16 protein-coding genes, 2 tRNA genes and 1 riboswitch are annotated in these 12,698 nt (G+C 61.6%); of the genes, 7 read left to right on the forward strand and 11 right to left on the reverse strand.

Annotated elements, in window-relative coordinates; translation table 11 throughout:
- On the reverse strand, positions 1-1,123 hold a 1,123-nt coding region (locus tag KBB36_RS19350; RefSeq protein WP_290984980.1), incomplete at its 3' end, for a pentapeptide repeat-containing protein.
- A 292-nt stretch (positions 1,124-1,415) separates the two neighbouring features.
- On the opposite strand from KBB36_RS19350, the gene KBB36_RS19355 reads away from it, so the two are divergent.
- Positions 1,416-2,693, forward strand: a complete 1,278-nt coding sequence (locus tag KBB36_RS19355; protein ID WP_290984982.1) for a solute carrier family 23 protein — start codon at positions 1,416-1,418, stop codon at positions 2,691-2,693.
- Between the two features lie 42 nt (positions 2,694-2,735).
- On the opposite strand, the gene KBB36_RS19360 is transcribed toward KBB36_RS19355, so the two are convergent.
- Both KBB36_RS19360 and KBB36_RS19365 read right to left on the reverse strand, forming a co-directional pair.
- The gene (locus tag KBB36_RS19360) at positions 2,736-3,170 is read right to left on the reverse strand and encodes an SRPBCC domain-containing protein (RefSeq protein WP_290984984.1); all 435 of its coding nucleotides are present in this window, start codon (positions 3,168-3,170) and stop codon (positions 2,736-2,738) included.
- A gap of 65 nt (positions 3,171-3,235) precedes the next feature.
- Positions 3,236-4,132, reverse strand: coding sequence for a LysR family transcriptional regulator (locus KBB36_RS19365; RefSeq protein ID WP_366933242.1), 897 nt, complete (start codon positions 4,130-4,132; stop codon positions 3,236-3,238).
- Between the two features lie 148 nt (positions 4,133-4,280).
- On the opposite strand from KBB36_RS19365, the gene KBB36_RS19370 reads away from it, so the two are divergent.
- Positions 4,281-4,820: a hypothetical protein gene (locus KBB36_RS19370; RefSeq protein WP_290984986.1), complete on the forward strand. Its 540-nt coding sequence runs from the start codon at positions 4,281-4,283 to the stop codon at positions 4,818-4,820.
- On the forward strand, positions 4,817-6,178 hold the full coding sequence (locus KBB36_RS19375) for an MFS transporter (RefSeq protein WP_290984989.1): 1,362 nt from the start codon (positions 4,817-4,819) through the stop codon (positions 6,176-6,178). The genes KBB36_RS19370 and KBB36_RS19375 overlap by 4 nt, the downstream gene beginning before the upstream one ends.
- A 12-nt stretch (positions 6,179-6,190) precedes the next feature.
- Here the strand turns inward: KBB36_RS19375 and KBB36_RS19380 are convergent.
- The 7 genes from KBB36_RS19380 to KBB36_RS19410 form a co-directional block, all read right to left on the reverse strand.
- A tRNA-Arg gene (locus KBB36_RS19380) sits at positions 6,191-6,267 on the reverse strand.
- 36 nt (positions 6,268-6,303) lie between these two features.
- Entirely contained in the window at positions 6,304-6,597 is a 294-nt protein-coding gene (locus KBB36_RS19385; RefSeq protein ID WP_290984992.1) for an ETC complex I subunit, read from the reverse strand.
- Between the two features lie 44 nt (positions 6,598-6,641).
- A tRNA-Pro gene (locus tag KBB36_RS19390) sits at positions 6,642-6,718 on the reverse strand.
- Positions 6,719-6,745: 27 nt separating this feature from the next.
- Complete coding sequence (locus KBB36_RS19395) at positions 6,746-7,069, reverse strand: type II toxin-antitoxin system HicB family antitoxin (protein WP_290984995.1); 324 nt, start codon at positions 7,067-7,069, stop codon at positions 6,746-6,748.
- On the reverse strand, positions 7,066-7,323 hold the full coding sequence (locus KBB36_RS19400; protein ID WP_290984998.1) for a type II toxin-antitoxin system HicA family toxin: 258 nt from the start codon (positions 7,321-7,323) through the stop codon (positions 7,066-7,068). The genes KBB36_RS19395 and KBB36_RS19400 overlap by 4 nt, the downstream gene beginning before the upstream one ends.
- A 42-nt stretch (positions 7,324-7,365) precedes the next feature.
- Positions 7,366-7,836 carry a DUF192 domain-containing protein gene (locus tag KBB36_RS19405; protein ID WP_290985001.1) on the reverse strand — a complete coding sequence of 157 codons (471 nt, stop codon included), beginning with the start codon at positions 7,834-7,836 and terminating at the stop codon, positions 7,366-7,368.
- A gap of 7 nt (positions 7,837-7,843) precedes the next feature.
- The gene (locus tag KBB36_RS19410; RefSeq protein ID WP_290985004.1) at positions 7,844-8,953 is read right to left on the reverse strand and encodes an acetoin utilization protein AcuC; all 1,110 of its coding nucleotides are present in this window, start codon (positions 8,951-8,953) and stop codon (positions 7,844-7,846) included.
- A gap of 63 nt (positions 8,954-9,016) precedes the next feature.
- A riboswitch (TPP riboswitch) is annotated at positions 9,017-9,125 on the forward strand.
- Here KBB36_RS19410 and KBB36_RS19415 point away from each other — a divergent pair.
- The 4 genes from KBB36_RS19415 to KBB36_RS19430 all read left to right on the forward strand — a co-directional run bounded on the left by KBB36_RS19415 (position 9,117) and on the right by KBB36_RS19430 (position 12,461).
- Positions 9,117-9,848 (forward strand): ABC transporter ATP-binding protein, encoded by a 732-nt coding sequence (locus tag KBB36_RS19415; RefSeq protein WP_290985007.1) that lies wholly within the window; start codon positions 9,117-9,119, stop codon positions 9,846-9,848. Its footprint overlaps the riboswitch before it by 9 nt.
- Positions 9,845-10,624, forward strand: a complete 780-nt coding sequence (locus KBB36_RS19420) for an ABC transporter permease (protein WP_290985010.1) — start codon at positions 9,845-9,847, stop codon at positions 10,622-10,624. Before KBB36_RS19415 ends, KBB36_RS19420 begins: the two co-directional genes overlap by 4 nt.
- Before the next feature lie 3 nt (positions 10,625-10,627).
- Positions 10,628-11,569 carry an ABC transporter substrate-binding protein gene (locus KBB36_RS19425; RefSeq protein ID WP_290985013.1) on the forward strand — a complete coding sequence of 314 codons (942 nt, stop codon included), beginning with the start codon at positions 10,628-10,630 and terminating at the stop codon, positions 11,567-11,569.
- Positions 11,570-11,963: 394 nt separating this feature from the next.
- Positions 11,964-12,461: a PAS domain-containing protein gene (locus tag KBB36_RS19430; protein WP_290985016.1), complete on the forward strand. Its 498-nt coding sequence runs from the start codon at positions 11,964-11,966 to the stop codon at positions 12,459-12,461.
- A 79-nt stretch (positions 12,462-12,540) separates the two neighbouring features.
- Here the strand turns inward: KBB36_RS19430 and KBB36_RS21040 are convergent.
- On the reverse strand, positions 12,541-12,698 hold a 158-nt coding region (locus KBB36_RS21040), incomplete at its 5' end, for a cold shock domain-containing protein (RefSeq protein ID WP_366933243.1).

Raw genomic sequence — 12,698 nt, forward strand, 5'->3', positions numbered from 1 at the left:
CATCGGAGAAATCCGCATCGGTGGCATCGGCAGCGGCCAGGCTGGCCGACCAGTAACGGCCAATCGGCTTGCCATCCGGGCCACGCAATGGCACCTGGCCCATGGTGGCGCGATGCAGCACGGCTTTATGCAGGATGGCACGCGACATATTCACGCCATTCATCAGCGCGCCGATCATGTTGGCGCCGGTCAGATCAGCCTCCGACAAATCGGTCATCACCAGCGTGGCATTTTGCAGTTTGGCACCGGCCAGTTTGGCGCCCTTCATATTGGCGCCCGACAAATCCTTGCCCGAGAGATCAATCCGCTCCATTGCCAGCCCAGCCAGATCGGCCCGCGAGCCTTCCTGGCCATCACTTTTGATCCAGCGTTCATGATCCATCAGAATCTGCGCCACCGAATTGCCGAAGCTGGAGACATCAACAAACATTTCGGCGCCGGCGAAATTCGCCGTATCCATATCAACATCTTCAAGCACCGCGCCCTTGAGATCGGCGCCTTCAAAATTCGCTCCCTCGATCAGCGCCAGCGACAGATCGGCACCGCGCAGCGAAGCGCCGTTAAGATTGGCTCCTGCCAGATTGGCCTTGCGCAACGTGACCTTGGACAGATTGGCCTTGGTCAGATTGGCGCCCGAGAGGTTGACGCCGTTCATGTTCGAGCCGGTCAGGTTCGAACCGCGCAGATTGGCTTCCGAAAGATCGGCGCCCTGGGTATTGGCCTTGGGCTTCTTGCCGTCGGCATTCGGCGCCCCGAAGCCGACACCGGCATCGGAAGCCTGCATCAGTGCACCACCCCGGAAATCCACGCCCAGCAGCCGCGCCCCGGCCATCTGCGCCCCGCGCATGCTGGCACCGCGCAGATCGGCCTTGGACAGATCGGCGCGCGACAGGTCGGCACGCTCCAAATTGGCGGCAAACAAATCGGCTTCGGAAAGGTTCACATCACACAGGATGGCGCGCGAGAGGTTGGCGCCGGACAGTTTGGCGGCACGCAGATCTGCGCCGGAAAAGTCATAGCCCTGTAGATCAGCCAAAGACAGATTGAGGCGGACCCCGCGAGGACGCTTGCCGAGCCATTCACGATGGCGCGCCAGCATCCGTTCTACTTCCATCGGATTCATGCGACTTCTTCTACCCCCGGGCTGTCAGCACCCCCGCCCCGGCTTCTCCGAGGCTCTCGAAACGCTGAGCAGGTGCAGCGATTTTAGTGCTTTTCCACGCTCATGCAATCAATAGCTATTAACCATATTCGCCACAGGCGGGAAAACACCCGATCTTTGCTACAGCAATAGCCTTAAGGAAGTCGAAACCTGGGTTGCATACGCGCCTGCGCCATGGGCAAATCGCAGAAGGCGCCGGGAATCGGCCAACCGATTCGCCGTCTGCGCGTTTTTTCAAATCATGGGGGATGCCATGTTGACGTCTTGGAAAGAAAAGACCGGCGGCGTGATCGCGCCGGATGAACGCCTGCCCTGGGGCCAGACCGTGGTGGCCGGCCTGCAACATGTGGTGGCAATGTTCGGCGCCACCGCGCTGGCGCCGATCCTGATGGGCTTTGATCCCAATGTCTCGATCCTGTTTTCGGGCATTTCCACCTTGCTGTTCTTTGTTGTCACCGGCGGCCGGCTGCCCAGCTATCTCGGGTCCAGCTTCTCTTTCATCGCCGTGGTGATTGCAGCCACCGGCTATGCCGGCGGCGGTGCCAATGCCAATCTGGCGGTGGCTTTGGGCGGCATCATCGCCTGCGGCCTGCTCTATGCCGTGATTGGCGGTATCGTCATGGCGGTGGGCCATGCCTGGATCGAAAAGCTGATGCCGCCGGTCGTCACCGGCGCCATTGTGGCGATTATCGGCCTCAACCTGGCGCCCATCGCGGTCAAGGGCATCAGCGCCAGCAGTTTCGACATGTGGATCGGCCTGCTCACGGTGGTGGCGGTCGGCATCGTGGCGGTGGCGGCTCCCGGCAGCCTGCGCCGGCTGCCGATCCTGATCGGCGGCCTGGTGGCCTATCTGTTCTATGTGCTCTGCGCCAATGGCCTGGGGCTGGCCAAGGCGGTGGATTTCAGCGCCGTGGCCAATGCCGCCTGGCTCGGCCTGCCGAACTTTACCGCCCCGGTATTCCAGGGCCCGGCCATCGCACTGATTGCGCCGGTGGCGGTGATCCTGGTGGCGGAAAATCTCGGCCATGTGAAGGCCATCGGCGTGATGACCGGGCGCAACATGGACCCCTTGCTCGGCCGCGCCTTCCTGGGTGACGGCATCGCCACCATGATTTCCGGCAGCGGCGGCGGCACCGGCATGACCACTTATGCGGAAAATATGGGCGTGATGGCGGTGACCAAAAATTTCTCCACGGCGTTGTTTGTGGTCGCCGCGTTGTTTGCGCTGCTGCTCGGCTTCTCGCCGAAATTCGGCGCCGTGATCGGCACCATTCCCGGCCCGGTGCTGGGCGGGCTGTCGCTGGTGGTGTTCGGCCTGATCGCCGCCACGGCGGGGCGGATCTGGGTGGAGAATGGTGTTGATTTCTCCAACAGCCGCAATCTGATCACTGTCGGCGTGGCGCTCACCGCCGGCGCCGGCGACCTGGCGCTGAAGCTGGGGGGCTTTTCGCTCGGCGGCATCGGCACCGCCACCTTTGGCTGCATCATCCTGTATCACCTGCTGGCCGGTTTGGAGCGCAAGCAGGATTGATTGCTGACCGGGCCGGCTCCAGGCAGGGCCGGCCCGGCTTCCTTAGCGGAAATATGCCGCCAAGCGCTCCAGGGACTCACGCCAGCCACGGCTATGGCGTGTCGCCGCCTCGGCATCGGCAAAGCGGTCATGCAGCAGAGTCACTTCGGTCTCTCGGTCGCTCACTACGCGGAAGTTCACCGTCACCCGCGACACCCGGTCAGGCGTACCGGCCCAGGCCCAGGAAAACACCAGGCGGCTTTCCGGCACGATTTCCAGATACTGGCCAGAGACTTCGTGTTGCCCAACGCCCGGTTCCTCAATAACGGTGCGGAAGCGGCCGCCGATGCGCAATTCGGCTTCGGCTTCGATGCAGCGCGTGTGATGTGGCCCCCACCATTGCACCAGCAGCTCCGGCCGGGTCCAGGCGGCAAAGACCAGCGCCACCGGCGCAGGGAAAACGCGCTGCATGGTCAGGCTGGGGGTGATTGCGTTCATTGGTACTGGGAGACCTTCACATATAGAGAATTGTCATCTGTTTCAGCTACTTTAACCAAAGCCTGTCAAATCTTGTCGTGTTTGCTGCCGCAAATTCTTCGGATGCAGTCCCGCAGCCAGCGATGCGCCAGGTCTGCATCCAGTCGCGGGTGCCACATCATCGACACCAGTATCGGCTTAAGCGCCAGGGGCAGGGCAAAACTGACCATATCCTGACGCAGCCGCTCTGTATGGCGCTCGGGCACAGTTGCAACCAGATTGGTTGATCGCGCCAGGGAAATGGCGGTGGCAAAACCGCCCACTACCATCGCCGGCTTCCGCTCCAACGGCAGCAATGCTGCATCGACAGGGCCTTGGATCCCGCCTTGCCGCGAGACAAAAATGTGATCCGCGGCGGCATAGCGCGCAGCGGTTATTCTGCCTTTCGACAGGTCATGCCCCTTGCGCACCACGCCGACAAAACGATCCTGAAACAGTCCCTGGGTGCGGATTTCAGGGCCGGTGGTTTTCGCAATCACACCCGTTTCCAAATCAATTGAGCCATCCCGCAGCCCCAGGCTGTCACGATCCGTTTTAGGCATAAAGCGCAAAGTTATGCCAGGTGCCTCCTTGCCGATAAGCGCCAGTAATTGCGGTCCGTAGGTTTCAGCAAAACCTTCGCTGACACGCAGTGTGAACATCCGCTTGACGGTTCTGAGATCAAGCCTCTCCAGCGGCCGCAGAATAGCCTGCGCCTCCTGCACCAGATGGCTGACATGTGTGCGCAATTCCACGGCACGCGGAGAAGCCACCAATCCGCGCCCGGCCCTGACCAAGAGCGGATCGCCGGTAGCTTCGCGCAGGCGCGCCAAAGAGCGGCTCATCGCCGAGGGGCTTAATCGCAGGCGTTTGGCTGCGCGCGCCACGCTACCTTCAGCCAACAGCACATCAAGGGTGAGGAGCAGGTTGAAATCCGGAGTCATGATCCACGCCTTTTTGCCTAGCTTCGAATATATGGCGTTATATGCAACATATTACTGCAAATGATGCGTCTTCCGCCATATGTGCTTCACCCCTAATTTCTGGCCACCGCCCATGCCGGCCCGGCCGGCCAGAAACAGGAAAATCAAGATGTCAGGCAACGCATTGGAGTTTTTTGCAAATGCAATCGCAAAAGATTGGGGGCCGCTTTCCACCAAAGTAGTGACCGCCATTCGGGGCCATATGGAAATGTTGCTCCAGGCGCCGCAAACGGAATCCTGGCTGGAAGACCTGAAGCGCAATGCACCGCCAAGCCAGGAACTGGTTCGGGACGCACAATTTGGTTTCGTTTTGCAGGCCCATACGGAAGCGCAGGGCCTCTATCGGCCCCCGCATGACCATGGCAGGAGCTGGGTGATCTATGCAGTGCAGGCAGGCGAGGTAGAGATGTGTACCTACGGCCGCATTATTGCAGCGGATGGTTCTGTTCGGTTGGTGAAGCGCGATAGCGTTATTGTGCAACCGGGCCAGGTTCGGGTTTATTTGCCCGGCGATATCCACGATACGCAATGTGTTGCCGGGCCTGCGCTGCTGTATCGCTTCACCGAGCGCGATCTGAAGATCGAGGATCGGGTGGAGCGCCGTATTACCCGCTATGCTGAACGCAACGGTGCGTGGGTTGCGCCGTGAGCAATCTGGTTGACCGGGCGGCGGCGGCTCAACAATTGCCGCGCCAAGGGGCGATTTTCGCCATTCTTGGCGGGCTGGCAATTGTAGTGCTGGATGCGGCCATTACCAATGTTGCGCTGCCGACAATCGCCCACTCGTTTGAGATTTCGGCAGCCTCTTCGGTTCTGGTTGTGACCGCCTATCAGGCGGCCCTGGTAATGGCTTTGCTGCCCTCCGCGGCCCTGGGCGATAGCCTGGGGCAACGCCGCATTTTCACGATCGGAATGGCGGTATTCACCGCTGGCTCATTGCTATGCGCCCTGTCGCCTTCCCTGCCATGGCTGGTATCCGCCCGATTTATCCAGGGCCTCGGGGCCGCTGCGGTGATGTCGCTGGGAGTGGCGTTACTGCGCCAAAGCATCCCGCCCGCCCGGCTCGGCACCGCAATCGGCTGGAATGCGCTTACCGTGGCCCTGACTTCGGCGGCCGGGCCAGCCATTGGGTCTTTTATTCTCTCTGCACTGCCATGGCCGTGGCTGTTTGCCTTGAATCTGCCGGCGGGTTTTGCCGTCTTAGCGGCAAGCCGCTCTTTGCCTGCCGTGGCAGGCAACCACCGCCCCCTGGACGTTATCAGCATGGGCTTAAGTGCCGGGGGCTTCGGCCTGCTCATTATTGGCGCTGAATTTGCCCCGTCCCGACCATTGATCTCGGCCTTGTTATTTATAGCAGCGGCTATTGCCAGTATCGGACTGGTGCGTCGTGGCTTGAAGCAGCCAACTCCCCTTTTACCATTCGACCTGCTGCGTTTGGGATCGTTTCGCATCTCGGTATTAGCGTCGATCTGCTGCTTCTGTGGCCAAACCGCTGCAATGCTGGCCCTGTCATTCCATTTGCAAAACGCGCTTCAGCAGAGCAGCCTCGTTACCGGACTGCTCATCACTCCGTGGCCACTTGCCGTGGCCGTGGCAGCACCTTTTGCCGGGCGCCTCACCAATCTCGTTTCCGGTGCCTGGCTTTGTGCAGCAGGCGGCGCAACCATGGCCACGGGACTCATCGGTGTGGCATTCTGGCCCTCGCACACCAATCCCTTGACACTTGCTCCTTTCATAGCCTTATGCGGCGCAGGATTTGGGTTTTTCCAGGTTTCCAACAACCGGAACATGTTTCTATCTGCCCCGATCGAGCGCAGCGCTGCTGCCGGTGGCCTGCAAGGCACGGCCCGGTTACTCGGGCAGACGGCAGGCGCCATGACCCTCGCCACCCTGTTCATCCTGTTTCCGGAACACGGCGCGCCCTTACTTGCGCTCAAGATTGCTGCGGCGCTTACCTTGGCGGCGGGGCTGATAAGTATTCTGCGATTGCCGACCAGACAGCCATAATGCGGCAAGAAATGGCGTGCCCTGGTGGATTCGAACCACCGACCTGCCGCTTAGAAGGCGGCTGCTCTATCCAACTGAGCTAAGGGCACCCGTGGGGAATTGACCGCGGCCCTTGGAGAACAGGGTCAGCGCACGCGGTTATAGGCGTAATTGTCGGAATAGGCGCGGCGGGCCAGCTTGCGCTCCTGCGGCTCTTCCACGTCAAATTCGATGCCATGCTTCTCGGCATAGGCGATGGCCAGTTCCTTGCTCTCGAATTTGAGCGTGATCTGGCTCAAGGTGCCGGTGGCGCCGGTCCAGCCCATCAGCGGTTCAACGAACCGCGCCGCCGCAGCGTCAAATTCCAGCAGCCAGAGTCTGGTCTTGGCCCGGCCGGATTGCATGGCAGTTTTGGCCGGCTGGTAGATGCGCGCTTTCATGGGCGAACCATCCTGTTGGCGGAGAACGGCAAAACAAAAAAAAATGGTCGGGGCGAGAGGATTTGAACCTCCGGCTTCCTGCTCCCAAAGCAGGCGCTCTACCAGGCTGAGCTACACCCCGCAACCGGGCGGTTTGTAGCACAGGCAACTAAGCGGCATCAATCTGCTGGGCAAACCATTGATTGATGCTGATACCGGCCGCCTCGGCACGGATTGCCGCCTTGCGATGCAGGTCTGGGCTCAAGCGCAAAGCCAGCTTGCCGCTATAACCACGATCCGGCTTCTCGCCGCGCTCGGCACAGAAGGCCAGATAATCGTCAATACTGGCGCGAAAAGCGTGCTCCAGGCCCTCAGCATCGCTGGCGGTGAAATGCACCACATCGCGCAACCCGGCCACGCTGCCATGGAATGCCTTGTCGTCCGGGTCATATTCAATCGCGCCCGCAACATAGCCTTTATATTCAAGCGTCATGGCTTCACTCCTGCCGCTTCAAAGAAGCGCCGAAGGCTGGTGATGGCGCCTTTATCGGTTTCCGGCCTTGGATGCGGCCGGTGAAACACGGCACGCACACCATTCAAGGCCAGCCGCACCCGGCTGCCCTCACCCTCTGTCACCTCGCCGCCCAGCGCCACAACCAAAACTTCAACATCCGGCCAACGCAAATCGGCCCGGTTTGGCCTGGCAAAAATCGCGCTTAGCGTTTTCTGGTGCCGGTTATTCACCATGCGATGATATCATTTTATGATATCAAAACAAGATCATTCAGCCTATGGCTTGCGACCAAAAATGGTGTGATCCACCTTGTCGCCCGGTTTAATGCCGAGGCGTGAGGCCGTGCCGCCATTCAGTTCCAGCACCGCCCGCACCGGGCCTGCGGAACTGATGCTGGTTTCATCATGCGGAATCGCGCGCTGGTGGATATTCAGAATGGTGCCATCCGCCTTGATGAACAGCATATCCAGGGGAATCAAGGTGTTGCGCATCCAGAACGAAGCCGGCTGCTCGGTGAAGAAATCGAACAGCATGCCGGCATCGGGCGCCATCTGGCTGCGAAACATCATGCCGCGTGAACGGCTGGCATCGGTATTTGCCAGTTCCACCTTGAATTTGCGCGGCCCGCCGGCGCTGTGGATCACCAGATCGCTCACCGGCAGCCCGGTCTGCGGCTGGGCGCTGCCGGGGAGTGCTGCGAAAAGCGCCAGCAGCAATGTTAAAGCAACAAACCAGCGACGATTCATAACAGCCTCATATACCACGATGTTTCGCCTCGTGGGCCATGGCGCGCACAGTATCGCGCAGCGGCCCCGGGCGGGGTGTATCGGCCAGGCTGGTGAACCAACTTTCCGGCGGGTTGCGGCCGGCCGAGCGGTTCCAGTCCAGGCCACGCAGCAGGCTTTCGGCCTGGCCCGGCAGCCGGGCCGGAATCTCCCAGCCATTCAGCACCGCCCAGATGCCGCTCCAGCAGCGCGCCACCGACCAGGGATTATAACCGCCGCCGCCCAGCACCAACAGCCGGGGCGCCAGGCTTTTCAGCGCCGCCACCGCCTGCCACAAAGCGGCATTGCTCAGTTCCTGCTTGCCGAGCGGGTCTTCCGCCAGAGCGTCGGCGCCGCATTGCAGCACCAGCGCCTCGGGCCGGAAATCGGCCAGCAACGGCGCGATGGCTTCCTGCACCAGCAATTCCATCTCACTGTCATTCATGCCCGGCGGCACCGGGAAATTGAACAGGTTGCCGATGCCATGATCCTCGGCAGCGCCCGATCTCGGCCAGCGCCCGGCTTCGTGCACTGAAACAAACAGCACACGCGGATCGTCGCGGAAGGCTTCCTCCACGCCATCGCCATGGTGCACATCCAGGTCAACATAGGCCACGCGCTGCAAGCCGGCATCGAGCCAAGACAGCATCGCCAGCACCGGATCGTTGAAATAGCAGAAGCCGGAAGCCTGGGCGCGGCGGCCATGATGCGTGCCGCCGCCCGGGCTGTACACGATCCCCGGCGTATCAAGCAGTCTTGCAGCGGCGATCAGGCTGCCGCCCACCCCGGTGGCCGGGCGGCGAAACATCGTGCCATAGATCGGATTGCCGCCCCGGCCGAGATTGTAAAGCTGCGACGCAGCCTCATCGAGCGCCAGATCACGCTCGGCGCGCTGCACGGCGGCGATGTAATCCGGCGCATGGTAGCGCGCCAATTCCGCCGGCGTGGCCTGGCGGCTCTCGGCATAATTGCCGGCATCGAGCCAGCCCAACGCCCGGCACAGATCAATCACGGTGGAGACACGCGGGATCGACAGCGGGTGTTTCCCGCCCAGCGAGGAATGGCGATAGATTTCATTGCCCAGAAAAAGCGGCGTCATCACCCATCAATCTAGCTCAGGCGCAAAGCTTGCCTAGGGGCGCACGGCGCCTATAATCAAGCCCAAGCCCTGAGGGGGAGCCGATGGTCGGCTGAGAGGTTCGCGCAAGCGGACGACCCCTCGAACCTGATCCGGGTAATGCCGGCGCAAGGGATTCAGCGGCGTGAGCAGCAATCCGTTAGCCTTCTCGATTCGTTGTGCGCAAACCGTCTCGCTTGGCGGTCGCCCGGTTTTGGCCCCTTTCACCCTGGATATCGCGCCGGGGCGCTGGATCGCCGTGCTGGGGCCCAGCGGTGCCGGCAAAAGCACGCTGCTGCGCGCTATTGCCGGCCTGTTGCCGGATCGCGTAACGCCCGACCTGCGCGGCCAGGTGGCCTGGATGGCGCAGACCGACCTGCTCGCCCCCTGGCTTAACCTGATCGACAATCTCTGTCTGGGGCAACGCCTGCGCGGCGAGGTGGCCGATACCGCCCGGGCCGCCGAATTGCTGCGCCGGGTCGGCCTGGCTGAGAATGCCTCCACCTTGCCGGCACGGCTTTCCGGCGGCATGCGGCAGCGCGCCGCCCTGGCCCGCACCCTGCTGGAAGACCGCCCGCTGGTGCTGATGGATGAACCGTTTTCGGCGCTCGATCCGGCCAACCGCTTCAAACTGCATGACCTGGCCGCTGAACTGCTCGGCCAGCGCGCCGTGCTGTTTGTCACCCACGATCCGGCTGAGGCCATGAGCCTGGCCGATAGCGTCTATATCCTGCAAGGCCAGCCGGCACGGCTGGAACTGGCCGCCGAGATCAGCGCGCCCCGGCCACGCGACCCGCTGGCACCCGAACATGTGGCGCAATTACGCCAGGTGCAGGCGTTGCTGCTGAACGCGGCCCTGGCTCTGGATCCGGCATGAACCTGCTGCGCCCCGCCCTCACCCTGGCCGGCCTGCTGCTGCTGTGGCAATGGCTGGTCTGGCTGTTTGCCGTGCCGCCCTATCTGCTGCCCAGCCCGCTGGCGGTGGCGCAGGCAATGGCGCGGCAGCCGGAATTGCTGGCGCGGAATGCGCTGGTGACATTCACCGAAATGCTGCTCGGCCTCAGCTTCGGCGCCCTGCTGGGTGCGGCGGCGGCCCTGGCGCTGCTGCTGTCGATACGCGCACGGCGCTGGCTGCTGCCGCTGCTGGTGGCCAGCCAGGCTGTTCCGGTATTCGCCCTGGCGCCGTTGCTGGTGCTGTGGTTCGGCTATGGCCTGGCTTCCAAGGTGGTGATGGCTTTGCTGATCATCTTCTTCCCGGTCGCCGTGACACTTTACGATGGCCTGCGCCGCACTGATCCCGGCCTGCTTGACCTGGCCCGCGTGATGACCAGCGATGCGCCGCGCCACCGTTTCCGTGTACTGGTGCAAATCCGCTTCATGGCGGCTTTGCCAGCCTTTGTCAGCGGCCTGAAAGTGGCTGCTGCGATTGCGCCCATCGGCGCCGTGATCGGCGAATGGGTCGGTGCCTCGGCCGGGCTGGGTTATATCATGCTGCAAGCCAATGCGCGGGTGCAGATCGACCTGATGTTCGCCGCGTTGTTCGTGCTCGCTATCACCGCTGTGGCGCTTTATGCCGCCGTCGACCGCCTGGGCCGCCACCTGCTGCCCTGGCAGGCGGATTCCCTTTCCATGACCCAATCGGAGGAAACCTGAACCATGCGGAAAACCTTTTTCGCCGCCCTGCTGGCCCTGGCCGCTGTGCCGATCCAGGCCGCTTCGGCGCATGACAAATTCACCCTGCTGCTGGATTGGTTTGTCAATCCCGACCATGCGCCGCTGATCGTGGCCAAGGAGGCCGGTTTCTTTGATCGCCATGAATTGCAGGTGGACTTGATCGCGCCGGCCGATCCGAACGATCCGCCCAAGCTGGTGGCCGCCGGCAAGGCCGATGCCGCCATCTCGTATCAGCCGCAACTGCATGTGCAGGTGGCGCAGGGCCTGCCGCTCAAGCGCATCGGCACTGTGGTGGCCACGCCGCTCAACAGCCTGGTGGTGCTGGGCAGTGGCCCGATCAAGTCGCTGGCCGATCTGAAGGGCAAGAAGATCGGCTATTCGGTCGGCGGTTTTGAGGATGCGCTGCTGAAGGCGATGCTGGAAGGTTATGGCGTGAAGCTGAGCGACGTGACGTTGGTGAATGTGAATTTCTCGCTCTCGCCATCAATCTTCGCCGGCCAGGTGGATGCAGTGATCGGCGCCTTCCGCAATTTTGAACTGAACCAGATGGATATCGCCGGCAAGCCGGGCCGCGCCTTCTATCCCGAGGACCATGGCGTGCCGCTGTATGACGAGCTGATCCTGGTGGCACATGCCGCCAAGCTCGGCGATGCCCGGCTTGGCCGGCTGCTCGATGCGCTGGAAGAAGCCACCGCCTATATCCACAACAACCCGCAACGCAGTTGGCAGCTTTTTATCAAGAACAACAAATCGCTGGATGATGAACTGAACCGCCGCGCCTGGCGCGACACGGTGCCGCGCTTCGCGCAAAGCCCGCGTGCGCTGGATAGCCGCCGCTATGCCCGCTTCGCCGAATTTCTCACCAAGCAGGGCCTGATCCCGAAGCCGCTGCCGGTCGACGCTTACGCAGTGGAGTTGCGATGAACTGCGGGACCCGGCCACCGCCGTCCGGTTTAATCCGATGGCATTGTTAGTGCCCCCAGAAAGTCGTCATGCCCGGGCTTGGCCCGGGCATCCCTTTTTCCCAAGAATTCAGCCATATTTTTTGCAAAACGGGATGCCCGCTTTCGCGGGCATGACGAGTGAGGGGCGTAGAGATTGAAAAAGAAAGCCCGGATCATCTGGCGGGACAATGTCTGATACCATAGTGTTTGATAAGGATTATCTACCTTAAGAATACATATATAAACGCATGAGGTGTTTTTATGCTTTCATTTACAACAAAAAGCGAGATATTTGATGACGCAGCCGGGGCTAAAACTTTAGTCTGACTGCGGAATAAAGCAGCAGCAAAGGTGTCGGCGTGATACCGAAACCGGTGGAACAGACTATCCCTTATGCTACCCTGCATCCGCGCTATGCCTGGATGCGGGATTATCTGGCCGGCCTTGCGCCACCGGGGCAATTGCCTTCCCGGCGCAAACTCGACCCGCTCGACCTGCGCGTGCTGCTGCCGTTCATCGTGCTGGTGGATGTGCATGGCCCCAAGGGCGACCGGGAATTCCGCTATCGCCTGATGGGCAGCCACCATGTTGACATGATCGGGCATAATTTCACTGGCGTCACCGTAACCGATGCCACTTCGCCGCAATTGCTGGCCCGCGTGTTGCGCAACATGAATCTGGTGGCCGATACCGGCCAGGCGTTTTATGACCGTTTCGCGCTGCCATTCCGCGACCGGGAATTCATCGATTCAGAGCGCGTGTATTTCCCGCTCGCCGAGGATGGCTTTACCGTTGATGTGATCCTGGTGCTGAACGGCTATCCGGACAATCCGGAACTGGACCGCGTGCTGCCGCCAATCCGCAAAGCCTGATCTCTGCCGTACAAACAAAAACGCCGGTCGGCTGGCCCCGACCGGCGCTCTGTAACAATAGTTCCCCGGAAACCTGGGGTCAGCTCATGCGGATCTCGGCCACCTGCGGCCCTTTCGGACCCTGGCCAACCCGCACCCGCACCGACTGGCCGGGCTGCAATTCGTTGATGCCCTCGCGGCGCAACACTTCCATATGCACGAAGATGTCCTGGCCGCCGTCACCGCGCGAGACAAAGC

The sequence above is a fragment of the Ferrovibrio sp. genome (assembly GCF_017994015.1).
Taxonomy (GTDB): domain Bacteria; phylum Pseudomonadota; class Alphaproteobacteria; order Ferrovibrionales; family Ferrovibrionaceae; genus Ferrovibrio.